Source organism: Pseudomonas sp. ATCC PTA-122608 (genome assembly GCF_001952855.1).
Lineage (GTDB): Bacteria > Pseudomonadota > Gammaproteobacteria > Pseudomonadales > Pseudomonadaceae > Aquipseudomonas.
This window is the reverse complement of sequence record NZ_LPNO01000012.1, coordinates 1-22340: the sequence shown is the minus strand read 5'-3', so window position 1 is coordinate 22340 and position 22340 is coordinate 1. Positions and strand designations below refer to the sequence as shown.

At 60.6% G+C, this 22340-nt stretch carries 20 protein-coding genes and 1 rRNA gene; 10 read left to right on the top strand and 11 right to left on the bottom strand.

Going from position 1 to position 22340, the window contains the following annotated elements; all coding sequences use genetic code 11:
* Nucleotides 1–42 precede the first annotated feature (42 nt).
* A complete protein-coding gene (locus AU074_RS12100; RefSeq protein WP_008437506.1) occupies nt 43–717 on the top strand; it encodes a heavy metal response regulator transcription factor in 675 nt (224 codons plus the stop codon).
* A gap of 3 nt (nt 718–720) precedes the next feature.
* Here the strand turns inward: AU074_RS12100 and AU074_RS12095 are convergent, their stop codons facing one another.
* Nucleotides 721–1626 carry a cation diffusion facilitator family transporter gene (locus AU074_RS12095; RefSeq protein WP_076014919.1) on the bottom strand — a complete coding sequence of 302 codons (906 nt, stop codon included), beginning with the start codon at nt 1624–1626 and terminating at the stop codon, nt 721–723.
* 217 nt (nt 1627–1843) lie between these two features.
* Between AU074_RS12095 and AU074_RS12090 the strand changes: the two genes are divergently transcribed.
* Nucleotides 1844–3214 carry a gluconate:H+ symporter gene (locus AU074_RS12090; protein ID WP_023659163.1) on the top strand — a complete coding sequence of 457 codons (1371 nt, stop codon included), beginning with the start codon at nt 1844–1846 and terminating at the stop codon, nt 3212–3214.
* A 106-nt stretch (nt 3215–3320) separates the two neighbouring features.
* On the opposite strand, the gene AU074_RS12085 is transcribed toward AU074_RS12090, so the two are convergent.
* On the bottom strand, nt 3321–4604 hold the full coding sequence (locus tag AU074_RS12085) for an MFS transporter (RefSeq protein ID WP_063033178.1): 1284 nt from the start codon (nt 4602–4604) through the stop codon (nt 3321–3323).
* A gap of 188 nt (nt 4605–4792) precedes the next feature.
* Between AU074_RS12085 and AU074_RS12080 the strand changes: the two genes are divergently transcribed.
* Nucleotides 4793–6211 carry a short-chain fatty acid transporter gene (locus tag AU074_RS12080; protein ID WP_076014918.1) on the top strand — a complete coding sequence of 473 codons (1419 nt, stop codon included), beginning with the start codon at nt 4793–4795 and terminating at the stop codon, nt 6209–6211.
* A gap of 23 nt (nt 6212–6234) precedes the next feature.
* Here the strand turns inward: AU074_RS12080 and AU074_RS12075 are convergent, their stop codons facing one another.
* Both AU074_RS12075 and AU074_RS12070 read right to left on the bottom strand, forming a co-directional pair.
* Nucleotides 6235–6579 (bottom strand): DUF86 domain-containing protein, encoded by a 345-nt coding sequence (locus AU074_RS12075; RefSeq protein ID WP_076014917.1) that lies wholly within the window; start codon nt 6577–6579, stop codon nt 6235–6237.
* The gene (locus tag AU074_RS12070) at nt 6576–6866 is read right to left on the bottom strand and encodes a nucleotidyltransferase family protein (RefSeq protein ID WP_076014916.1); all 291 of its coding nucleotides are present in this window, start codon (nt 6864–6866) and stop codon (nt 6576–6578) included. Before AU074_RS12070 ends, AU074_RS12075 begins: the two co-directional genes overlap by 4 nt.
* A 158-nt stretch (nt 6867–7024) precedes the next feature.
* Between AU074_RS12070 and acpA the strand changes: the two genes are divergently transcribed.
* The 3 genes from acpA (at nt 7025) to AU074_RS12055 (ending at nt 10713) form a co-directional block, all read left to right on the top strand.
* On the top strand, nt 7025–8725 hold the full coding sequence (gene acpA / locus AU074_RS12065; RefSeq protein ID WP_076014915.1) for an acid phosphatase: 1701 nt from the start codon (nt 7025–7027) through the stop codon (nt 8723–8725).
* Nucleotides 8726–8847: 122 nt separating this feature from the next.
* The gene (locus AU074_RS12060) at nt 8848–10017 is read left to right on the top strand and encodes a hypothetical protein (protein WP_076014914.1); all 1170 of its coding nucleotides are present in this window, start codon (nt 8848–8850) and stop codon (nt 10015–10017) included.
* A gap of 171 nt (nt 10018–10188) precedes the next feature.
* Entirely contained in the window at nt 10189–10713 is a 525-nt protein-coding gene (locus AU074_RS12055; protein ID WP_076014913.1) for an SET domain-containing protein-lysine N-methyltransferase, read from the top strand.
* On the opposite strand, the gene can is transcribed toward AU074_RS12055, so the two are convergent.
* Nucleotides 10710–11354 carry a carbonate dehydratase gene (can, locus tag AU074_RS12050; RefSeq protein ID WP_003214385.1) on the bottom strand — a complete coding sequence of 215 codons (645 nt, stop codon included), beginning with the start codon at nt 11352–11354 and terminating at the stop codon, nt 10710–10712. The two genes, AU074_RS12055 and can, sit on opposite strands and share 4 nt — an antisense overlap.
* A 152-nt stretch (nt 11355–11506) precedes the next feature.
* Here can and AU074_RS12045 point away from each other — a divergent pair, with 152 nt between their 5' ends.
* On the top strand, nt 11507–11911 hold the full coding sequence (locus tag AU074_RS12045) for a serine kinase/phosphatase (protein WP_076014912.1): 405 nt from the start codon (nt 11507–11509) through the stop codon (nt 11909–11911).
* Nucleotides 11912–12031: 120 nt separating this feature from the next.
* Here the strand turns inward: AU074_RS12045 and rimI are convergent, their stop codons facing one another.
* Nucleotides 12032–12484 (bottom strand): ribosomal protein S18-alanine N-acetyltransferase, encoded by a 453-nt coding sequence (gene rimI, locus AU074_RS12040; RefSeq protein ID WP_003214382.1) that lies wholly within the window; start codon nt 12482–12484, stop codon nt 12032–12034.
* Nucleotides 12477–13214 (bottom strand): energy transducer TonB, encoded by a 738-nt coding sequence (locus tag AU074_RS12035; protein ID WP_076014911.1) that lies wholly within the window; start codon nt 13212–13214, stop codon nt 12477–12479. The genes rimI and AU074_RS12035 overlap by 8 nt, the downstream gene beginning before the upstream one ends.
* A 206-nt stretch (nt 13215–13420) precedes the next feature.
* On the opposite strand from AU074_RS12035, the gene mksB reads away from it, so the two are divergent.
* Genes mksB through mksF form a run of 3 tightly spaced genes read left to right on the top strand, consistent with a single transcriptional unit; the run spans nt 13421 to nt 18247 of the window.
* A complete protein-coding gene (gene mksB / locus AU074_RS12030) occupies nt 13421–14713 on the top strand; it encodes an Mks condensin complex protein MksB (protein WP_063033185.1) in 1293 nt (430 codons plus the stop codon).
* Complete coding sequence (mksE, locus tag AU074_RS12025) at nt 14703–15410, top strand: Mks condensin complex protein MksE (RefSeq protein ID WP_076014910.1); 708 nt, start codon at nt 14703–14705, stop codon at nt 15408–15410. Before mksB ends, mksE begins: the two co-directional genes overlap by 11 nt.
* Nucleotides 15407–18247, top strand: coding sequence for an Mks condensin complex protein MksF (mksF, locus tag AU074_RS12020; RefSeq protein WP_076014909.1), 2841 nt, complete (start codon nt 15407–15409; stop codon nt 18245–18247). The genes mksE and mksF overlap by 4 nt, the downstream gene beginning before the upstream one ends.
* Before the next feature lie 171 nt (nt 18248–18418).
* Here mksF and AU074_RS12015 read toward each other — a convergent pair whose 3' ends face one another.
* The 4 genes from AU074_RS12015 to rrf form a co-directional block, all read right to left on the bottom strand.
* Nucleotides 18419–20722 (bottom strand): PqiB family protein, encoded by a 2304-nt coding sequence (locus AU074_RS12015; protein ID WP_076014908.1) that lies wholly within the window; start codon nt 20720–20722, stop codon nt 18419–18421.
* Complete coding sequence (locus tag AU074_RS12010; protein WP_003214366.1) at nt 20715–21338, bottom strand: paraquat-inducible protein A; 624 nt, start codon at nt 21336–21338, stop codon at nt 20715–20717. Before AU074_RS12010 ends, AU074_RS12015 begins: the two co-directional genes overlap by 8 nt.
* Nucleotides 21325–21984, bottom strand: coding sequence for a paraquat-inducible protein A (locus tag AU074_RS12005; RefSeq protein WP_063033189.1), 660 nt, complete (start codon nt 21982–21984; stop codon nt 21325–21327). Before AU074_RS12005 ends, AU074_RS12010 begins: the two co-directional genes overlap by 14 nt.
* Before the next feature lie 170 nt (nt 21985–22154).
* Nucleotides 22155–22270 (bottom strand): 5S ribosomal RNA (rrf, locus tag AU074_RS12000).
* Between the last annotated feature and the right edge of the window lie 70 nt (nt 22271–22340).

The window sequence follows — 22340 nt, the reverse complement described above, 5'->3', positions numbered from 1 at the left end:
TAAGCTCCCGGCAACTTTCCACTGCCCAGCGGGATCCCCGACATGCGTATTCTGGTCATCGAAGACGAACCTAAAACCGCCGATTATTTACATCAGGGATTGAGTGAAAGTGGCTATATCGTCGACTGTGCCGCCACCGGTGCCGACGGCTTGCATTTGTCCCGCCAGCACGCCTATGACCTGGTGATGCTCGACGTCAATCTGCCGCTGATGGATGGCTGGGATGTGTTGCAACGCATTCGCCAGAACAGCAGCACGCGGATCATGATGCTGACCGCCCAGGGCCGCCTCGCCGACCGGATCAAGGGTCTGGACCTGGGCGCCGATGACTACCTGGTCAAGCCGTTTGAATTCCCCGAATTGCTCGCTCGAGTGCGTACCTTGATGCGCCGTAGCGTGCACTCGCCGGTGCCGGATGTGTTGCGGGTGGCTGACCTGGAATTGGATCAGGGCCGCCACCGGGCATTTCGCGGCTTGCAGCGCATCGACCTGACCACCAAGGAATTCGCCCTGCTGCACCTGCTGATGCGCCAGAGCGGCGTGGTGCTGTCCCGCACGCAGATCATCTCGTTCGTGTGGGACATGAACTTTGATTGCGACACCAATGTGGTGGAAGTGTCGATCCGCCGCCTGCGGGCGAAGATCGATGACCCGTTCGAGCGCAAGTTGATCCATACCTTGCGCGGCGTGGGTTATGTGCTGGAAGACCGTGAATGACGGTCAGGCGTGCACCTCGTCGTGCTCGTCATGCTGAAAACCTTCGCCTTCGATCTGGATCGTGGCGTGGGAAATATCGAATTGTTCATGCAGTAACTCCGTCACCTGGCTGAGGATCTGTTGCTCGGTGCCTTGCGCCGAATCCGCCAACAAGTGAGTGCTCAGCACATTTTTGCCGCTGGTGAGGGCCCAGATATGCAGATCGTGCACGTCCTTGACGCCGGGAACGCCGCGAATCGCCTGTTCCACCTTGTCGATATCGATTCCGTCCGGCACACCTTGCAGCAGCACGTTCATGCTTTCCTTGAGCAGTGTCCAGGTGCGCGGCAACACCCAGAAGCCAATCGCTGCCGCCACCACTGAATCCACCCAGCCCCAGCCGGTGTACATGATCACCAGCGCCGCGATTATCACGCCGACGGAGCCGAGCATGTCGCTCCAGACCTCCAGGTACGCGCCCTTCACATTCAGGCTTTCGCCGCTGGCCGCACTCAGCAATCGCATGGAAATCAGGTTGACGATCAGCCCCAGCACCGCGATCACCAGCATGCCGGTGGACTGGATCTCAGCGGGCGCCTGCAAGCGTTGATACGCCTCATACAGGATGTAGAACGCCACGCCGAACAGCAGCAGCGCATTAAACGCCGCCGCCAGGATTTCGAAACGCGCATAGCCGAACGTGCGCTTGCGGTCGGCGGCGCGCTTGGCCACCTGGATCGCCACCAGGGAAATTGCCAGGGCCAGGGCGTCGGTCATCATGTGCGCGGCGTCGGACAACAGCGCCAGGCTGCCAGTGATAAAGGCGCCGATCACCTCGGCAATCATGAAACTTGAGGTCAGCCCCAGGGCCATCCATAACTTGCGTTCGTGGCCGGCGCGTACTTGGGCGTGGCTGTGTCCTGCACTCATGAAATGTCCTCGTGGGTCGTGGTCTGGTTGATCATAGAGCTATAGGCCAAAACCACCGGCATGGGTTGCGAAATTGTCATCCCGCCGTCAGCTGGACGTTACACCATGCGCACCAAAATTGAACATGAACGCTCTGGAACCGTTGTATCAGGTATGCTTTTCGAGCAGGAAACAAAAAGAAACATATTAGCCAACCTGTTCGATAAGGAGTCCCGTTTTGGAGTTATCGACTGCCGCGTGGATGGTTCACGACACCCGCCTCATGTTCTGCGTATTACTGGCCATCGCCAGCATCATTGTGTTGATCAGCGCGACCAAGCTGCCGCCCTTCCTGTCGATCCTGATCGGCACGTTTATCGCCGGTGTCGGCGCCGGCTTGCCGCCGGAAGAAGTGGCCAAGGCGTTCAGCAAAGGCGCCGGGGCGATCCTCGGTGAAGCCGGGATCATCATTGCCCTGGGCTCGATGCTCGGCGCGTTGATGGCCGAGTCCGGCGCTGCCGACCGTATCGCCACCACCCTGCTCGGGCTGGGCAAGGGCAAGTCGTTGCCCTGGGTGATGGCGCTGGTGGCGATGGTGATTGGCTTGCCGCTGTTCTTCGAAGTCGGCCTGGTGATGATGGTGCCGATCATCTTTGTGATGGCCAAGCGTTCGAACCAACCGCTGCTGAAAATCGCGATCCCGGCGCTGGCGGGCATGACCACCCTGCACGCGTTGATGCCGCCGCATCCGGGCCCGCTGATTGCGGTGGGCGCGTTGCACGCCGACTTGGGCCTGACCATGTTGCTGGGCTTCTGCCTGGCGGTACCGGCCGTGATTCTGGCGGGCCCGTTGTACGGCAACTGGCTGTCCAAGCGCATGCACGTGGACGAGCCGGCCGACATTGGCGCGCTGTTCAGTGCACCGCCCAAGGCCCCGCGCCAGCCGAGTTTTGGTGTGTCGCTGCTGATCATTCTGTTGCCGGTGATCCTGATGCTCGGCAGCACTTTGGCCAAGGTCGCCATGTCGCCGGAAAGCCCGGTGGCGTTGACCCTGAAATTCCTCGGTGAGCCGTTGATCGCGCTGGGCCTGGCGGTGATTGCCGCAGTGATTTGCCTGGGCTGGGCCAGCGGCATGCCCCGGGCCGATGTCGGCAATACCTTGCGCAAGGCGCTGGCGCCGATCGCGGTGCTGTTGCTGACCATAGGCGCGGGCGGCGGGTTGAAGCAAACCCTGCTGGATGCCGGCGTGAGCCAGACCATCAGCAAGGTGGCCGAAGGCGCACACATGCCGTACCTGCTGCTGGCCTGGTTGATTGCCGTGGCGCTGCGTCAGGCCACCGGTTCGGCGACCGTTGCCACGACCACCACGGCGGGCATTCTGGCGCCGATGATGGCGGGGTTGGCGGCGACGCAAAGCTCACTGGTTGCCCTGGCGATTGGTGCCGGCTCGGTGTTCTTCTGCCACGTCAACGATGCCGGCTTCTGGATGGTGCGTGAGTACTTCGGCTTGCAGTTGAAGCAGACGATCTGGGTGTGGTCGGTGTTGCAGACCATTGTGTCGGTGGTCGGTTTGGTCGGCACGCTGCTGATGTGGCACTTCCTGACCTGATGATCGTTCCCACGCTCCGCGTGGGAATGCATTCCGTGACGCTCCGCGTCACAAGAGCGGACGCGGAGCGTCCAGGGAGGCGTTCCCACGCAGAGCGTGGGAACGATCAGGTGGGTTGGCGCTTGCCAAAATGCGCCGCACTCACTGCACCCACCGCGCCCATCACCACGCAATATCCCACGCAGATCCACGGGCTGGTGGGCATCAGTGCGATCAACATCAGCGGCGTGGTACTCGCCCACAGCGCATACGCAATGTTGTAGGTGAAGGAGATTCCCGACACCCGCACCTGCGCCGGGAACAGGCTGACCATCACCGACGGCACCGCGCCCACCACCCCACAACTCAATCCGGCAATCGCATACGCCGCGCCCAGCCATACGCCGCCGGCAATCAGGCTGGCATACAGCACGGCAATCCCCACCGGCAGCAACAGGCTGTAGACCAACACCGCGCGCCAGGCGCCGATGCGGTCCACCAGCAGCCCGGCCAGCACACAACCGATGTTCAGGAACACGATGCCCAGCGCGCTCAAGGCGAAGGTGTGGCTGGGGCTCATGCCGAAGGTTTTCTGCATCATGGTCGGGGTGATGACCACCAGCACCACGACCGCCGAGGTGAGTACGCAGGTGAGGATCATCGCCGGCAGCAGCGCGCTTCGGTGCTCTCGCAAGACGGTACGCAGGGGCAGTTCGGCGCCGGCTTGGCGGCGGGCCTGCATCTGGAGGAATACCGGGGTTTCACTGAGCCAGCGGCGCAACCAGACACCGATCACACCAAACACGCCGCCCAGCAGGAACGGGAAGCGCCAGGCGTAGTCGAGGATTTCTGCCGGGGTGAAGACTTGCGCCAGCAGTGTCGCGGTCAGCGCGCCGAGCAGGTAGCCGAAAGTCAGCCCGGCTTGCAGGAAGCCGAGGGCATAGCCGCGATGGTTATCCGGGGCGTGTTCGGCGACAAACACCCAGGCGCTGGGCACTTCCCCGCCCACCGCCGCGCCCTGGAGGATGCGCAGCGCCAGCAGGATCAACGGCGCGAAATAACCGATTTGTGCATAGGTGGGCATGATCCCGATCAGCAGGCACGGCAGCGCCATCATCAGGATGCTCAGGCTGAACACCCGCTTGCGCCCCAGGTGATCGGCGAAGTGCGCCATCAGGATCCCGCCCAGCGGGCGCGCGAGGTAGCCGGTGACGAAGATGCCGAAGCTTTGCAGCAGGCGCAGCCACTCGGGCATTTCCGGCGGGAAGAACAGCTGGCTGAGGGTCAGCGCGAAAAATACGAAGATGATGAAGTCGTAGATTTCCAGGGCCCCGCCCAGGGCGGCCAGGCCCAGGGTTTTGTAGTCGGAGCGGGAGAAACGCTGCGCCTGTGGATAAGAGGTGGCAGTCATGTGAAAGCTCGGCAGACAAACGAAATGGAATGCAGGTTATGAGCTGGGCCGAGTGATGGCAATCACGCTGGATATATTTGCTTTACTCATTGATCAATGAAGATAACTACATTCCCAAATGAATAGCCGTAGAGGAACATGCAGCAAAACTGCCGCCCCCATAATAAATACAAATAGAGGTACTGAACGTGGCCGATGCTATTGAAGACAGCCGCTACGCCCGATTCGCCCTGCGTTGTTCAAACTTCGCCGAGCGCTGGTTTCCGGACTCCTGGGTGTTTGCCGCCCTCGCCGTGATCATTGTCGCGGTGGCGACCCTGAGCATGGGCGCCGCGCCGACCGAGGCCGCCAAGGCCTTTGGTGACGGTTTCTGGAGTTTGATCCCGTTCACCATGCAAATGGCCTTTGTGGTGATTGGCGGTTACGTGGTCGCCAGCTCCCCTCCCGCCGTGAAACTCATCGACCGCCTGGCGCGCATCCCGAAGAACGGCCGCTCTGCGGTGGCGTGGGTGGCGCTGATTTCGATGGTCGCCTCGTTGCTCAACTGGGGATTGTCCCTGGTGTTCGGCGGTTTGCTGGTGCGTGCACTGGCCCGTCGTACGGATTTGCGCATGGACTATCGCGCGGCCGGTGCTGCGGCCTACCTCGGTCTCGGCGCCGTTTGGGCGCTGGGGCTGTCGTCGTCGGCGGCGCAGTTGCAGGCCAACCCGGCCAGTTTGCCGCCGTCGATCCTGTCGATTACCGGGATGATCCCGTTCACCGACACCATCTTTCTGTGGCAGTCCGGCGTGCTGTTGCTGGCGCTGATCGTGGTCTCGCTGATCATCGCCTACGCCACCGCGCCCGGGCCGAACTCCGCCCGTGACGCCAAGGCCTGCGGTGTCGACCCGGCTTTCAACCTGCCCAAGCCGCAACCGCCGACGCGCCCGGGCGAATGGCTGGAACACAGCCCGTTGCTGACCATCCTGCTGGCGTTGCTGGCGGCCGGGTGGTTGTTCCACGAGTTCTCGACCAAGCCGGCGATCAGCGCAATCTCGGGGCTGAACACCTATAACTTCCTGTTCCTGATGGTCGGTGCCCTACTGCACTGGCGTCCGCGCAGTTTTCTCGATGCAGTGGCCCGTGCGGTACCCACCACCACCGGGGTGCTGATCCAGTTCCCGCTATATGGCTCGATTGCCGCGCTGATGACCGTGGTGAAAGGCAGTGACGGCGCGACCCTGGCGCATCATATTTCGACCTTCTTCACCTCGATTGCGTCCCACGACACCTACGCGCTGTTGATGGGTGTGTACTCGGCGGTGCTGGGCTTCTTTATCCCGTCGGGCGGCGGCAAGTGGATCATCGAGGCGCCGTACGTGATGCAGGTCGCCAATGACCTGGAATATCACCTGGGCTGGGCGGTGCAGATCTACAACGCCGCCGAAGCGCTGCCGAACCTGATCAACCCGTTCTATATGCTGCCGCTACTGGGCGTGCTTGGGTTGAAGGCGCGGGACTTGATCGGCTTTTCGTTCGTGCAGTTGCTGGTGCATACGCCGCTGGTGCTGTTTTTGCTGTGGGCGTTGGGCACGACGCTTAAATATTTACCGCCGGTGATGCCTTAATTTTCCGAAGCTGCACCCGCTCTTCAGGCGGGTGCGGCTGGCAGGTTGCTCAGCAGCTCAGGTAGCGCGTGCTGGACCGTGTCCCATACCACTTCAAGATTTATATCGAAGTAACCATGGGCAATCCGGTTGCGCATCCCTCGCATACTGCGCCAAGGCACCTGCGGTTGGGCAGCTGCAAACTCTGGATGTTGATCCATTATTTTGGTCGACGCTTCGCCGATGATGACCAAACTCATGATCACGGCTTGCTGAGTACGCTTGTCTTCAAAAAACTCAGGCTTGCTCAAACCGTCGACAAAGGTAATCGCGTCAGATGATGCCTGGCGTATGTGCTCCAGGTAATCACCAATACGATTTGACGTCATACAGGCCTGGCCTCTGCCAAGACTTGGGCACGAAACTTCAATGGCAGGTCGCCAGGCGTCAGCAAGTCAACGTTGACCCCCAACAAATCCTCCAACTCAACTTGAAGCCCGCCAAGGTCAAAAAGCGTGGTACCCGGAAGTGCATCAACCAGCAAATCGAGATCGCTGCCCTCTTTGTCGGTACCGAGTAAAACAGAGCCGAATACCCTGGGATTGGAGGTGCGAAAGCGCCCGACCACTTCACGCACGGCCACTCTCTTGAGATCAAGGGCGGTTGAAGGTTTCATGATTCACCTCGATGCATGCAATATCGTGCCAGTCTAGCAGTGCTTGGGATGGGTAAACATGCTGGCGTCATCCCACTTGTGTCTTCCATCCGTCACAATCCGCTGATACCGTTTCCGCGAAACATATTGCAACAACTATCCAGTAGGGATCCCCAGTAATGAGTGACGAGCACCAAGATCGCCCTTCTTCCGATAATGCTGAAAAGCCGCCAATAGACACTAGCCGTCGGCGTTTTCTGGGTGGTGCGGCGGTACTGGGGGTCGGAGCCACCCTGAGCGCCTGCGGCGGCACAGCTGAGCAGCCGGGCCCGCCGGTCGACCGCGAACTGACTCCTGCAGAACTGGACAAGGCCCTGCACGACAACGTGAAAAACGTAGTGGTGATCTACGGCGAGAACCGCAGCTTCAACAATCTTTTTGCCGACTTCCCCGGCGTGGAGAGCCCGCTCTCCGCGCTCAAGCCCGCCGACTACCAGCAACACGACCGTGACGGCAGCCTGCTGGACACCTTGCCTGAAGTGTGGGGCGGCGTGACCCAGTTGGGCCCGCAGACCATCGACGGGGTGATCTACCCCAGCGCCTCCCAATATCAGCAACACCTGCCCAACGCGCCTTTCGCGTTGAAAGGCCCGGACGGTGAAGACCTGCCGCTGGCCCTGGTCACCCGCGACCTGTGGCACGTGTTCTATCAAAACCAGATGCAGATCAACGGCGGCAAGAACGACCGTTTCGTCGCCTGGGCCGACTCGGGCGCGCTGACCTTCGGCCATTACCCGCAAACCCGCTATTCCCTGCGCCTGTGGGATGTGGCCAGGGAATTTGTGCTGTGCGACAACTTCTTCCAGGGCGCCTTTGGCGGGTCGTACCTCAACCACCAGTACTTGATCAGCGCCCAGGTGCCGTTTTACCCGGACGCCGCCAACTCGGTGGCCAAGTCGCAGATCGCTACGCTGCAAAGCGATGACCCGACCGACACACGCCTCAAGCCGCTGGACAAATCCCCGGCCAGCGCGATGACCGGCCCGCCGCAATTCGGTCCGAGCGCATTGACCCCGGATGGCTATGCGGTGAACACCATGGCGCCGCCCTACTGGCCCACCTGGATCCGCGACCCGGAACGCCCGGACTACGCCAAGCCGGACCTGCCCAGCGTACTGGTGCCACAATCCCACGAGCACATCGGCGACAAGCTGTCGAAGAAGAACGTCGACTGGGCTTGGTACGGCGGCGCGTGGCAGGCGACGATTGATGAGCACAAAGATTCGGTAGCGATTCCGAAGATCCCGAGCTTTCAGTACCACCACCAGCCGTTCAACTACTTCAAGCAGCAAGGTCCGGAAAACCCGGTAGAGCGCAAGAAACGCCTGCGCGATGGTGGCCTGGGCGACGACCCGAGCACCAACCACTTCATGGCCGACGCCCAGGCCGGCACGCTGCCGGCGGTGAGTTTCTACAAACCCCAGGGCAACCTGAACATGCACGCCGGTTACGCCGATGTGGCTTCGGGCGACCGGCATATCACCCGTACGTTGAAGATGCTGCAGGAAAGCCCGCAGTGGAAAAACATGGTGGTGATCATCACCGTCGACGAGAACGGCGGCTGGTGGGACCACGTGGCACCGCCAAAAGGCGACCGCTGGGGCCCGGGCACGCGCATTCCGGCGCTGGTGATTTCACCGTTCGCACGCAAGCGCACGGTGGACCATACGGTGTATGACACGGCGTCGATCCTGCGCCTGATCACCCGGGTGTTCCAGCTGGAGAAACTCGATGGCATCAAGCTGCGGGACGAATCGATGGTCGCACGTGGCCAGAAACCTATGGGTGACCTGACCAACGCGCTGCACTTCAAGGTGTAGACGCTCTTGCTCAAAAGCGACAAGCGCGCAGTTTTTCTACGCGCTTTTCCCGGTCAACCGCTACTGTGTGAGGGTGGGCATTCACCCCGCGCAGACGGGCTTTCGCTGACAGGGAACCATCCATGTTTAAACTCACCAGGTTGTCCTTCACCCTGGCCGCACTGACCTTGAGTGCGGTCGTACACGCTGACGTCACCGTACCGCTGGGTACCCCGCAACGGGTCACCCAGCTGTTCGCGTACCCGAACAATTGCAACGTCATCTGCTTTCGTCCCTGGACGCTGGAGCAGACCGTCGAGCACTACCTGAACCAAAGCCTGCAACGAGACGGTTACAGCCGAGGCAAAGTCAGCGTAAAAACCGAGCATGACCAGGTGCTTGCCACCTTCAGCGGCGTACCGGACGGTTATGGCCAGCCGCTGACCACCTTGCTCGACACCGCCGACCTGGCTTACCAGGGCGCCAGCAAACTCAATGGCGATGGCAAGTGGCAGTTCAACTGGTACCTGTTCCTGCCGCTGGGCATGGCCCTGGAAAACCGCAAGAGCATCGAACTGCTGCACTTCCCGCCGGATTACTCACTGACCCACTTCCAGGACTACCTGGAGTCGGCCACCACCGACCGCTGGGCGACCCTGCTCACGGCCAACGGCATCCCGGCAACCCAGACGCCGGAATACCAGACCATCATCGATATCGCCCCGATCGCCGCCCCCGCCACCGCGGGCAAGGACCTGGAAGGCGTGTACGGTTACTTCACCGACTACCAGACGCGCATGGTCAAGGAGCTGAGCCTGCACGCGGGCGGCGCACTGCCGATGGTGGCCTTCGGGGCGCCAGTGCGCAGCTGGATCAAGCAGCAATACGGGCAAACCGTAGGTGTGTTGGGCCTGGCGCAGATCAGTCCGGTCGATGGCAGCAAGGTCGCCGTGCTGGGGGCCAATCACCCGAGCTACATCTGGTACGCCGCCAACCCCGACACTTATGACGGTGACGAGCAAAAGGCCGATGAGGCCGGTTTGAAGGTGATGGGCCAGGATTTGAGCGCCGCCTGCTGGCAGGCCTCCATGGGCCAGAAACCCGCCAGCGATCCGAATGTGCAGCTCAAGGGCTGCATGAACACCTGGCAGGTAACACGCAAGGAGCAGACCTGCGAACTGTTCTACACCTCGATCCGCGAACTGACGCCCGAACAAGCGAACGCCAAGTGCGCCCAACCGGCGATCAAAACTCAGCTAAGGCAATTGAAGGGCACAGTGCCAGCATCGTCGGTTGATGCACCGGCGCTTTGACACAAGCTGCAAGGAGGGCGTTTTCGTACAGAAAAAATAGCCGATTTCTACTGTCAGATTTGACAGTAGAAATCGGCTCCCGCTTAGGCGAGGCTTGAGCCGTGCCCATCCGCTGCAAGACTGGCAGTCCAGACACCCTCGGCAGGTCGATGCAGCCCCTCTTGGAGAGTCATGAAAACTCAAGCCATGGATCAGGCTAAAACCGTTGTGAGTGACTGTCTTTACCCGTTTGCGTCCGTGCTCGCCGAACACGCCTACCCCCGCGCCCGCGACTACGAAGTGGTGCGTGCCCGGGACGGCTCAGGCGATGGCATCAAGACCCGCGTCGCCTTTGACAGCCGTCTGTGCATCGCCAAGGTGTCCGGCTATGCCCTGAGTGAGCGGCGCCTGCATACGGTGCAGATATCCTCGCGAATCCACTTGTACGACCCGTGGTTCAGCGGTCTGCTGTCGCACTCGTGCAACCCGAACGTGTTTCTCGACATGACGTACCTGGAACTGTGGTCCGTTCAGCCAGTGCCCGCAGGCGCCCTGCTGACCATGGATTACGCCCACACCGAGGAAGTGTTGTTCCGACAGTTTCGCTGCCAATGTGGCGAACTCAACTGCCGGGGATGGATCACCGGCATGAACGAGCCGCTGAACACCGAGGGTCAACAGTTCATGGAGCAGTGGCGCAAACGCAAAAGCCCTTAGACCGCACCCAGCGGGCGCAGGCGGTATTGCGGCGGCAACTGCTCGAAACCACTGATGGTGGTGTTCAGGCTTTTCCAGCGACCGTCCTTGATCCCGTAGATACAGCCGTGAACCGACAGGCTCTGCCCGCGGTGCCAGGCGTTTTGCACAATGCTGGTGTGCCCGACGTTGGCCACTTGCTGAATCACGTTCAGCTCGCACAGGCGGTCTACGCGTTCCTCTTCCGTGGGCAACTGGGCCAGCACGTCGCGGTTTTCGTAGTACAGGTCACGGATGGTGCGCAGCCAGCCGTCGATCAGGCCCAACTGGTTGTCCTGCATCGAGGCGCGCACACCGCCACAGCCATAGTGGCCAGTGACCAGGATGTGTTTGACCTTGAGCACGTCGACCGCGTACTGGATCACCGACAGGCAATTGAGGTCGGTGTGCAGCACCACGTTAGCCACGTTGCGATGCACAAACAGGTCGCCAGGCAGCATGCCGACGATCTCGTTGGCCGGTACGCGGGCGTCGGAACAGCCGATCCACAGGTATTCCGGGGTTTGCTGGCGGGCGAGCTTGGCGAAGAATTCGGGATCTTCCTGTTTGATCGCATCCGCCCAGCGTTCGTTGTTATCAAGCAGGTCTTGTAGTTCGTTCATCAGGGAAAGCCTCAGGAATGATGCGCAGCTTTGACAGACGACCGCCCATCCGGGTCACGCCGGAAATTAAAGATAGCCGGCGGGCAATTACTTGAATCTTGGGGAGCCATGCCTGTCCACACACTATAAGCCCCACAGTATGAGGAATCGCCATGACTGATTCACGACGTCCTTTCGGCGCCACCCAACCCGAGCCGATTGATGATAACGAAGACCGCATGGGTTCGATGCACGAACTGGATTTTGACGAGGAAGAGCCGACGGCGGAGATCGGCGACGAGATTCCACCTCGCGAACGCGAGCATCTGATGCCCGACGAACGGGTGCGCGAAGCCGGGATGACTGGGGCCTCCACCGCTGATCATGAATCAACCGATGATGACATGAGCCCGGAAACGCTGATCCGCGAAGATGGTGCGCGGGATGCGCGGGAAGAAGGTGAAGATGGACAGGCCGATTGGGACCTGAGCATCGTCGATGAAGACGAGATTGGCGGCGGCAATGGCCTGGATGAGGCCGAGTTGGCCGATATCGATCCAGTAGACGGCAACCGCTGACACTCTGCTGAACTAAATGTGTGTGCGGGCTTGCTCGCGAATACGGTGTGTCAGTCAATACATCTGGCGACTGAACCACCGCCTTCGCGAGCAAGCCCGCTCCCACATTAGGCCCTGTGTTTAGTCGACCAGGGTGCAGGCCATCACGACCGCATCTTCACGACCACCGACGGCGGGGTAATAGTCCCGCCGGCGGCCAATTTCGTTGAAACCGTAACGCTCATACAGCCGGAACGCGCCGGTGTTGCTGTCGCGCACTTCCAGGAAACATTCCCGCGCCTTGGCCTCGTAGGCTCGGGACATCAGATGTTCCAACAGGCTCAAACCCAGGCCACGACCCTGGTTTTCCGGCTTGACGGTGATGTTCAGCAAATGCGCTTCATCGAGGATGATCTGCACCACCCCGTGGCCCACCTGCTGCTCACCTTCGAACATCAGCCAGATCTGGTACTTGCCCAGCCCATCGAGAAAAATCCCGCGGGTCCAGGGGTGGCTGAACGCTGCGTATTCGATCTTCAGTACAGCGTCGAGGTCCGCCTCGGTCATCGGGCGGAAGGATAAAGCTTCACTCATCGGTACTTTTCCAGCGCGCCATCAGCCGGCGCATGGCTTGCCAGACATCAGCCTTACGCTGTGGCTCTTCCATTAATAGTTCCAGGCCCGGCAAGGCCCAGACGGAGCCCAGACCTTCGACCTGCAGTTCGCGGTACCAGGCCTCGGCGTCGGCCTCGCCGGCAAAACGCACGGCGGGCAGGCCGATCAGCCACAGGCATACGCAGGGTTCGTCTTCCAGCCGTGCCGAGACGAAACCTTGCACAAAATCCCGCGCGGCTTCCGGCCCCTGGTCCATGGTGCCCCGAGCCAGCAGCGGCCAGCGTACCGGCTCGCCGACGATTTGCGGGCTGTCGGGCAGGCCGGCGGCGCGCAACATGTCCTTGAGCAGCAGATAGGCCGGGTCACGGGTCTGGAAGCGCTCGCCGGTCGGCAACTCCACCAGCAACAGGCAACGCCCGGCCCGCAGCAGTTGCAGGGCAAAGCGCGGCGGCGGCACGACCGGGGCCTTGGCCACGGCAGGCGCGTCCTCGGCGACGACCGGCTTGGCAACCGGCGACGGGCGGGGGACTTCGACCTTTGGCCGAACCACCGGGGTTTCAGCCACAGGCTTGACCAGCGGCACGGGCGCCGCCGCCTCCTCACCCGAAGGCTCGAAAGCCTCGAACGGTTCCGGGGCCTCCAGCAGCTCGGGCCGAGAGGGGGCGGCGAACGGTAATTCAGTGCGCGGCAGCCAGTTGACCACCTGCATGGCGGTCAAGTAAGCGCGACGTCGGGACTCGATAAGCAAAGGTCGGCCACTTGTGGATAACTAAAGAACGGGGATTCTACCGCCCTTCGACGAAGATCGCCCGCAGTTGATCGTGCAAGTGGGTGCCTCACGACCGGCTGTGGATAAATCCCACCCCCGATGCAGTACAATCGCTGCTTTTAATCGCTAACCAGCCGGCCATTCCGATGATCGAACCCAAGCGCGTCTTGCGCGCCCTCGCCGAACACTGGGCCCTGCTTGAGCCACTGTGCGAACACTTCGACCAAGGCACTCTGAGCCTCAGCGAACTGCGCGCCCAACTGGCCGCCCAACAACTGGACAGCACGCCACAGGACATCACCAGCCTGCTGGACGTGTGGATTCGCCTGGATATCCTGGTGCCTGTCGCCAAGAGCCCGAACCGTTTCGAGCTCAATGCGCAGATCCACGACTTCCTGGCTTATCTTCGCAAGGAGCACCGGCTAGGCCTGTGCCTGGAAATCGAAGCCTACCTGCGCCACCTTGAGCGCCTGGCGGGTTATATCCAGGACGCCTTCGACATCCGTGATGGCCATGACCTGGCGCGCCAATTGCGCCTGCTGGACATGCGCGTGCGCGATGTGCTGAAAAAACTCGCCAACGACGAACAAGCCCTCGCGGCCGTGGCCGACCGCGCCAAGACCAGCGACCGGCAGATCCCGTTGCGCCAGCGCTACGCCGAAGTCCTCGCGACCTGGGACGAATACGTCGAACCGATGATTCAACTGGTGAATGCCGACGGCGCCTTCGAACAAGGCGTGCGCAAGGTCGAGAACGTGCTGTTGCGCATGCTTACCGAACAGCAGCGCCTCGGCCACCTGGTGGACGACGACATGCTGCTGCGCACCCACGCGCGCATCCTCGAAATGCAAACCAGCGCCCAGTTGACCTTGCGTCACGCCCGGGAACTGCTGCTACCGCTGCGTGAAGAAGCGCGCCGACACAACGCCGTGACCCGTGGCGCGGCGCTGGCCTTGTCGGCGATTCGCCGCAAGGGCCTGGACGCGGTGCCGCAAGCGGCGATGCCGATGTTCACCCGGCCGCAAAGCACCTTCCTTGGCAGTGCCAGCCAGGTCGAAGCCTACGTGTACGCCCTGGCCAATTTCGAGCCGAAACCGGCGCGTTTTCCCAAGGCGCACAAGTCCCACAAGGGCGAAGCCCCTCGCGCACCGCGCACGGTCAAGGAGATGCTCGAACGCTGCGAAGACGCGCTGCCGATGCCCGACCTGATGACCTGGCTGCTGGAGCAGGAACCGGACGGCGCAACCGACGAGTTGCTGTACTGGTTCTCACGCCTTTCGCGGGAGAAACGCTTCAAGCGCGAACGGCTGGAACGACGGGATTACCACACTCACGAGCACCAGGTCAGCCTGCGCTCATTCGCCCTGCTCCCGGCCACGCCTGACTCTGCCGAGAATTCTGCGAGCATTGCTTATGTAAGGACTTCGCATGCAACTTGATCTATCCGAACTGTCCCAGCTGGCGCCGATCTTTCGCGAGCTGTTCAAGGGTTACCACGTCAGCCGCCGCGACCCGGAGCTGTACGCCCAACTGTCGAACTTCCAAGACCAATACCGCACGCTGTTCAAAGCCCTGGGCTTCGAGCTGGTGTGCGATACCCGGGGTTTCTACTACTTCGTACCGGACTCGGCCGTGGCCGCAGCGCAGGTCAACAAGACCGCCCAGCGCCTGGCGTTGTTCACCTTCATCATCGTCGAGCACCTGGCCGACCAGGGCCGCGACCCGATTGCTGTGCTTGACGGTGGCAGCCTGGGCCGTGATGAGCTGCCGTCGTTGCTGGAAAAGTACCGCGACCTGTTTATCCAGGCTGAAGTGACGACCGTTGAGGAGCTGGAAGAAAAAATCATGCGTCGCATGACCCAGCTGGGTTTTGCCAGTGAAGAGAACGGTATCTACCGCTTCCTGCCCCCGATGCACCGCTTCCTCGATGTGTGTCTCTCGGTGCAGCAAGACCGTGACCTCGCCGCGAGTATCCACAGCGTGTTGCCGTTGCCGGCCCCGGTGATCATCGACGAAGACAGCGATGAAAAACTGCTGAAGACCGATGACCCGCTGGACTTGAGTGACTTCGCAGAAGAAAGCGAAGAAGACGCCATGGCCCGTGCCATTGCCGAAGAACAGGAGACCGATGCATGAGCAAGGAACGCTACGGCATTCGCCGCTTCGCCCTTTTGAACACTGCCGGTTACAGCTTGGGTTTGTTCCCGCTGGAAGAACCGTTGTCGGTGTATGGCGCGAACAACCTCGGTAAATCAGCGTCGATCAACGCCTTGCAGTTCCCGATTCTGGCGCGCATGTCGGACATGAGTTTCGGCAAGTACACCCTGGAGCAATCCCGGCGTTTCTACTTTGCTACCGACACCAGCTACATCCTGGTGGAAGTGGCCCTGCCCCATGGCCCGCACGTGATCGGCGTGGTCGGTCGCGGCCCGGGCGGTGGTTTCGGTCACCAGTTCTTTGCCTATGCGGGCAAGCTGGACCTGGCTCACTACCAGAAGAACGACACCTGCCTGCGCCAGAAAGAGCTGTTCACCAACCTTGAGCGTGAAGGCCTGAAGGCCTACGAGCTGAAGCCGGATGAACTGCGGCGTTTGCTGGTGGGCGGCCACACGTCGATCCCGCTGGACCTGACCCTGATTCCGCTGCGCTCCACCAGCGAGCAGAGCCTGAAGACCTTCCGGGCGCTGTTTATCAACTTGCTGCACATGCGGGAAATTACCGCGGCCAAGTTGAAGCAGCTGTTCCTGGATGCCTTCGAACACAGCCTGCGTTCCGGCAGTGTCGATTACATCGCGGCGTGTGAAGAAGCCTTCCGTGATGTACGACGCATGGAGCAGGACTACAACTCATTGGTAGCCGCCGGGCCGCTGGTGGAAGCGCTGTCCAATGGCGTGAAACAGCGGGAAATCCTGCGGGGCAAACTGCATCGCCTGTCGCCGCTGCTGGATTCGTTGTTGGGCACTTGGTCGGACTACGCCAGTGCGCGCAAGGAAGAGCTGACGATCCAGGCCGAGCATTACCGCAACGAGCAAGACGCACTGCAGAACGACCAGCGCGGCGGCACTCAGGAGCTGATGCGCCTGGAGCGGGAAATCAGCGGCATTCAGCGCTGGCTCGGTGAACTGTCGGTACTCAAGCATCGCTTCGCCCTGGTGGATGACGTCAAGGTGCTGGAGCAGCAACTGCTGGCCGCCAAGGATGCTCACGACGAATTGGCCGGGGCCTTGGCGCAGTCGCGTCAGTTCAGCGCCGAGGATCTGGACGAGCGTCTGCGGGACCTGGAAAAACGCCTGAAGTCGGTGAAGCAACAACTCGATCACGCCGACAACAACAGCTACGCCAAGCTGCGGGAAGAATTCTCGCAGCAGGATGTCGAGCGTCTGATGCGCTTGTTCAACAGTTCGCTGTTCAGCTTGCCGTTGGGTGAGCATGGCATCACCCTGGATGAAGACGGCCTGTGGGTGAAATCCCTGGAGCAGATTCTCGACGGCTTCAAGGGCGAGCGTTTTGAAGTGCCGGGGTTGGCCATCGACATCTCGCATATCGAGCCGCCGGCATTGCAGGCCTTGGCTGACCGCGCTGCATTGCGTGACCAGAAAGAGCGTCTGGAAAAAGAACTCAAGCAACTCAAAACCCAGCACGCCGTGGCGTCTGACCGCGCGGCGAGCAAGACCCAGACTGAAGCGCTGTACCAACAGGTATTGGACGCGCAAAAGGCGCTGGAAGATTTCCGCCGCTCGCAAACCCTGAGCGCAGAAGAAGGCGAGAAGCTGGAAAGCCTGGCGCAGATGGAAGCGGCCCAGGACGAGTTGAAGCGTTCCAGCGATGCGTTTACCGAACGCGTCCAACAACTGTCGGCCAAGCTGCAACTGGTAGGCCGCCAGATTGGTGATATGGAAGCCAAGCAGCGCACGCTGGATGACGCGTTGCGTCGTCGCCAGCTGCTGCCGGCGGACTTGCCGTTTGGTACGCCGTTCATGGACCCGGTCGACGACTCCATGGAAAACCTGCTGCCACTGCTTAATGACTATCAGGACAGTTGGCAGGGTTTGCTGCGGGCTGACGGCCAGATCGACGCGCTGTATGCACAGGTGCGCCTCAAGGGCGTGGCCAAGTTCGACAGTGAAGACGATATGGAGCGCCGCCTGCACCTGCTGATCAACGCTTACGCGCACCGTACCGATGAAGCCCTGACGTTGGGCAAGGCACGGCGTGCGGCGGTCACAGATATCGCGCGCACCTTGCGCAATATCCGCAGCGACTACGACAGCCTTGAGCACCAGTTGGCGTTGTTCAACCGCGAGATCAACAAGCGCCAGGTGTCCAACCTGCAGAGCTTCCGCATCGTGCTCGCGCCGAACAAGGAAGCCCTCAAGCATATCGACCAGATCATCCACAGTGCTGGTCAGTATGAAGAAGGCGAAACCCTGTCGGTATTCGACCTGAGCCAGAGCGCCGAGCAGGACAACAAGAACGAGGAAGCCAAGGAATACCTCGCGCGCCTGGTGGCGGCCAACCATAACCAGTTGGGCCTCAAGGACTTGTTCGAATTGGCGTTCGAGATCACCAAGGTCAACGGCCAGCCGATCATTCACACCGACATTGATGGCGCCGCCTCCAACGGCACCACCATGACCATCAAGGCGCTGACCAACATGTACTTGTTGCTGCACTTGATGGACCGCGACCAGGCCGGGCGCGTGCGCTTGCCTTACTACCTCGACGAGGCGGCGGATATCGATGAGAAGAACCAGGCGGCGTTGCTGGAAACCAGCTTGCAACTGGGCTTCGTGCCGATTCTGGCCAGTGTGAAGCCGCAGGTGTCCGCCCAGGTGGCGATTGACCTGGAAGGCGGCAGCGGGCCGAACGGGATCTACATTGATGAGGCGGACTGGAAATACATCCGTCGTCACGATGTGGTGAAGGCGACGGTGAATGTGCAGGCGGATGAGCCGGAGTTGGATGAGGTTTAATCAACTGCGCTGAAATGCAAAAAGGCCGCGATCTTCTGGATCGCGGCCTTTTTTTGGTGTTTTTGAGGGCCTCTTCGCGAGCAAGCCCGCTCCCACATTCAATCGGGTTCCTTCAGGGGGGAACTGGGTCAAATGTGGGAGCGGGCTTGCTCGCGAAGGCCGCGCCTCGGTCTATTTGCCGAGTGGGATTTTAGGGGCCCAGGTCAGCCATTCGTCTTCGAACTTGTCGAACAGCGGGAAGGTTTGCTGGGGCCGAGCAGCATTACCCATGCGTTCGCCGTCTGGCGTGGCAAAGGCGATTCCGCCGGCGACCAGGGTCTCCAGGGATTCGGTGCGTACCGTCGCGCCTTTGAACAGGCCGAAGTCGAGACCGAAACCGCTGGTGTTCCAGAACCGGCTGCCACTGCGCACCAGCGGCGCGTACTTGGGCTCGATCAGGATGTGGACCAGCACGCGGTCGGCGGTCTGGCCCAACTCGTAGCCTGTGACCTTGCCTACCGTAACTTCTCGATAGGTCACCGGCACACCTTCCTTCAGCGAACCACGACGCGCAGCGCTGAGCACCAGGCTCAAGCCCGCTTCCTGATGGACAGCTTCCGGCGGTTGGTCGAGGGCAACGAAGCTCTTTTGCGGGCCGGCGTTTTTCACCGCTGGCTGCACTTCGATGTACTGACCGGTGACCAGGGTTTCCAGGTTCGACGTTTTCATCAGACCGAGTTCAGGCTTGACCACCCAGAACTGACTGCCAGCCCGGGCGATTCGATCAGCCACTTGAGTGATACGCGCGCTGAGCAGGACCGATTGCATGTCGGCACTCAAGTCGACGCTTTCGATCTTGCCGACGTCGAGGCCTTTGAAGCGTACCGGCGTACCGGGACGCAGGCCGTCGGCGCGGTCGACCTTGATGGTCACCAGCGTGCCGTGCTGGTTGGCGGCTTCGCGGTCCGGGAACAAACGGAAACGCGGGATGCGCTTTTTCAGTGGTACATTCGGCTCCGGGGTTTCGAAGGCGATACCGCCCGCCATCAGGCTGGCCAGGGATTCACTCTTCACCTGGATGCCGCCGGTGAGTCCGCCGGTCAGGGTCACGCCGCTGGCATTCCAGAATCGGGTAGAGCCGTTGACCAGGCCTTCATATTCTTTGTCGATGTGGACGCCGATCACCAGTTGCTTGTTCTTGCGGGAGAACTGGTAGCTCTGTACGGAACCGACCTTGACCTGCTTGTAGAGGATCGGGCTACCGACGTCCAGGGAACCGAGGTTGTCGGTGAACAGCACCATGTGCAGGCCGGGGGAACGCAGGTCCAGTGGCGGCGCCTTGGCCCGGGCGACGTACTCCCGTTGTGGGGCGCTGCCCTTGTCGCCGGGACGAATGGCTATGTAGTTACCTTTGACCAAGGCTTCCAGGCCGGTGATGCCTGCCAGGGAGATGGAGGGTTTGACCACCCAGAATTGGGTGTCCTGGACGAGGTAGTCTTCAGCCAGTGGATCGAGGGTCAACTCGGCATTGGCGCTGGAGAGGTCCGGGTCGATCTTCAGGGTTTTCAGGCTACCGACCTGGATGCCTTTGTACATCACGGGTGTGCGACCCGCCTGGAGGCCTTCGAAGTCGGTGAGTTTAATCTTGACCTTGATGCCCGCCGCGGCGGCGTCGAAATCTTCGTACAGTCGGAACGGCAGGCTTGGATCCGTCGGTGGGCTGTCCTTGCGGTTCTCTGGCGTGGCGAAGGCGATACCGCCGGCAACGATGCTGGCCAGGGATTCACTGCGCACTTTTACGCCGGAAAGGTTGGCGTCGATGCTGATGCCGCTGGCGTTCCAGAAACGCGTGTGTTTGCGCACCAGGCTGGCATAGGTCGGTTCGATGTAGACCTTGATTTCAACGGTGGTCTGGTCTTCGGAGAGCAGGTAGCTTTTGACTTGGCCGACCTGGATCTGCTTGTAGAACACCGGGCTGCCGCGGTTCAGCGAGCCGAGGCGATCGGCTTTGATCGTCAGGTGCAGGCCGGGCTTGGCGTCGGATAACGGGGGTTCTTCGGACAGGGCCTTGAACTTGCGTGTCGGCTCACCATCGCCCGGGCTGGCGGCGATGTAGTTACCCGATACCAGGGTTTCCAGGCCGGTGATCCCGGCCAGGCTGACGCTCGGCTTTACCAACCAGAAGCGGGTGTTGGTCTTGAGGTATTGCTCCACATCCTTGTTCATCTCGATGGTGGCAATCACCCCGCGATTGTTACCTTCGTCATCCAGGGCGAGGGTTTTCACCTTACCCACGGACATGCCTTTGTAGACCACTTCGGTCTTGTTGGCCTGGATGCCTTCGCCGCTTTCAAAGCGAACCTGAATCTCGATACCTTGTTGGTTATAGGCACGCCATCCGAGCCAGCCGCCGATAATCAGGGCAATCAGGGGTAGCACCCAAATGGCCGACCAGTTGGAAGCTGGGCGGGTTTTAGCCTTAGGCAAATCACTCATGGTCGTCGTCCGACTCCGTGTTATCCCAAATCAGTCGGGGATCGAAAGTTACTGCGGCAAGCATCGTCAAGATCACCACACTGGCGAACGCCACGGCACCGAGATTGGCCTCGACACTGGCAAGTCGCCCAAAGTTTACGACCGCCACCAGGATGGCAATCACGAAGATATCCAGCATCGACCAGCGGCCAATGAACTCGATAAAGCGGTACATGATAATGCGTTGTTGCGCGGAAAGTGGTTGGTGACGTTGCACCGAGAACAGTAACAAGCCGATGCCCACCAGCTTGAAGGTGGGCACCAGGATGCTGGCGATGAACACTACAGCGGCGATCGGGAACATGCCGTGCTGCATCAGTTGGATCACGCCGGACATGATGGTGCTCGGATCGCCTTGGCCCAGGGAGCTGACGGTCATGATCGGCAGCAGGTTGGCCGGGATGTACAAGATGGCTGCCGTGATCAGCAGCGCCCAGGTGCGCGTCAGGCTGTTCGGACGACGGGCGTGGACCAGCGCACCGCAACGGGTGCAGGTTTGCTCATCGGTGTCCGGGTCTTGTTTGTTTAGTTCATGGCATTCGGTACAGATCAGAATGCCCGCATCAATCGCCCGCATGAGCATCCTCTCCTGACAGCGCTTCCCAGATCTGGTGAGGTGACATGACCACCTCCAGCAGTATCTGGACCATTAACAGACTTACGAAGCAGGCCAGGCCCAGCCCAACAGTGATGGTGGCCATGTCGGCCAGTTTTACGATCGCCACCAGCACGCCCATCAGGTAAACCTCGAGCATCCCCCAGTCTTTCAGATGGTGGTAGATGCGATAAAACAGTAGGCCGTAGCTGCGGCCGATGTTCCAGCGGATGCTCAGCAATACCGCCAGTTGGCACAGGAGCTTGAGCAACGGAATGCCCATGCTGCAGAGGAACACCACCACGGCGACGCCTTGCATACCGGTGTCGAACAGACCAACCACGCCGGTCCATACGGTGTCCTGCGAGGACTGCCCGAGTAGATTGAGCTGCATGATGGGTAAAAAGTTCGCGGGGACGTACAACAGCAGCGCGGCAATCACTAACGCCAGGCTTCGTTCAACGACGTTGTGGCGGTGAGCGTACAGCTCGTAGCCGCAGCGTGGGCATTGGGCCTTTTCACCGCGGGCAAGCTCCGGCTTGCGCATCAACAAGTCGCACTCATGGCATGCCACGAGTTCGTCCAGCGGTAAGTCTGACACCTCGAGGGCATCAACCGGGTCGGGCATATAGGGCTCGGACTCTAAAAAAGGTTAGGTGCCTATTCTAGTGTTCTGGTTCAGAAATAACTGTGCAAATTTGTCGGGGTGCGGCTGTATATCGAGCATGTCGGTAAACTTTCCGACCGCCCAAAACAAAACCCCTGATTGCGTTAGCAATCAGGGGTTTCGGAATTTAATCTTGACGATGACCTACTCTCACATGGGGAAACCCCACACTACCATCGGCGATGCATCGTTTCACTGCTGAGTTCGGGATGGGATCAGGTGGTTCCAATGCTCTATGGTCGTCAAGAAATTCGGGTACTGAGTCGTGACCAGTTGGTCTCGCTTCAGCAAATTGGGTATGTGATAGCTTTCGGTGT

Excerpts from the sequence above, each read along its gene's own strand:
- AU074_RS12100 (WP_008437506.1), top strand. The coding sequence starts at position 43 with ATGCGTATTCTGGTCATCGAAGACGAACCTAAAACCGCCGATTATTTA.
- AU074_RS12095 (WP_076014919.1), bottom strand. The coding sequence starts at position 1,626 with ATGAGTGCAGGACACAGCCACGCCCAAGTACGCGCCGGCCACGAACGC.
- AU074_RS12085 (WP_063033178.1), bottom strand. The coding sequence starts at position 4,604 with ATGACTGCCACCTCTTATCCACAGGCGCAGCGTTTCTCCCGCTCCGAC.
- AU074_RS12075 (WP_076014917.1), bottom strand. The coding sequence starts at position 6,579 with ATGACGTCAAATCGTATTGGTGATTACCTGGAGCACATACGCCAGGCA.
- AU074_RS12070 (WP_076014916.1), bottom strand. The coding sequence starts at position 6,866 with ATGAAACCTTCAACCGCCCTTGATCTCAAGAGAGTGGCCGTGCGTGAA.
- acpA (WP_076014915.1), top strand. The coding sequence starts at position 7,025 with ATGAGTGACGAGCACCAAGATCGCCCTTCTTCCGATAATGCTGAAAAG.
- AU074_RS12060 (WP_076014914.1), top strand. The coding sequence starts at position 8,848 with ATGTTTAAACTCACCAGGTTGTCCTTCACCCTGGCCGCACTGACCTTG.
- AU074_RS12055 (WP_076014913.1), top strand. The coding sequence starts at position 10,189 with ATGAAAACTCAAGCCATGGATCAGGCTAAAACCGTTGTGAGTGACTGT.
- can (WP_003214385.1), bottom strand. The coding sequence starts at position 11,354 with ATGAACGAACTACAAGACCTGCTTGATAACAACGAACGCTGGGCGGAT.
- AU074_RS12045 (WP_076014912.1), top strand. The coding sequence starts at position 11,507 with ATGACTGATTCACGACGTCCTTTCGGCGCCACCCAACCCGAGCCGATT.
- rimI (WP_003214382.1), bottom strand. The coding sequence starts at position 12,484 with ATGAGTGAAGCTTTATCCTTCCGCCCGATGACCGAGGCGGACCTCGAC.
- AU074_RS12035 (WP_076014911.1), bottom strand. The coding sequence starts at position 13,214 with ATGCAGGTGGTCAACTGGCTGCCGCGCACTGAATTACCGTTCGCCGCC.
- mksB (WP_063033185.1), top strand. The coding sequence starts at position 13,421 with ATGATCGAACCCAAGCGCGTCTTGCGCGCCCTCGCCGAACACTGGGCC.
- mksE (WP_076014910.1), top strand. The coding sequence starts at position 14,703 with ATGCAACTTGATCTATCCGAACTGTCCCAGCTGGCGCCGATCTTTCGC.
- mksF (WP_076014909.1), top strand. The coding sequence starts at position 15,407 with ATGAGCAAGGAACGCTACGGCATTCGCCGCTTCGCCCTTTTGAACACT.
- AU074_RS12015 (WP_076014908.1), bottom strand. The coding sequence starts at position 20,722 with ATGAGTGATTTGCCTAAGGCTAAAACCCGCCCAGCTTCCAACTGGTCG.
- AU074_RS12010 (WP_003214366.1), bottom strand. The coding sequence starts at position 21,338 with ATGCGGGCGATTGATGCGGGCATTCTGATCTGTACCGAATGCCATGAA.
- AU074_RS12005 (WP_063033189.1), bottom strand. The coding sequence starts at position 21,984 with ATGCCCGACCCGGTTGATGCCCTCGAGGTGTCAGACTTACCGCTGGAC.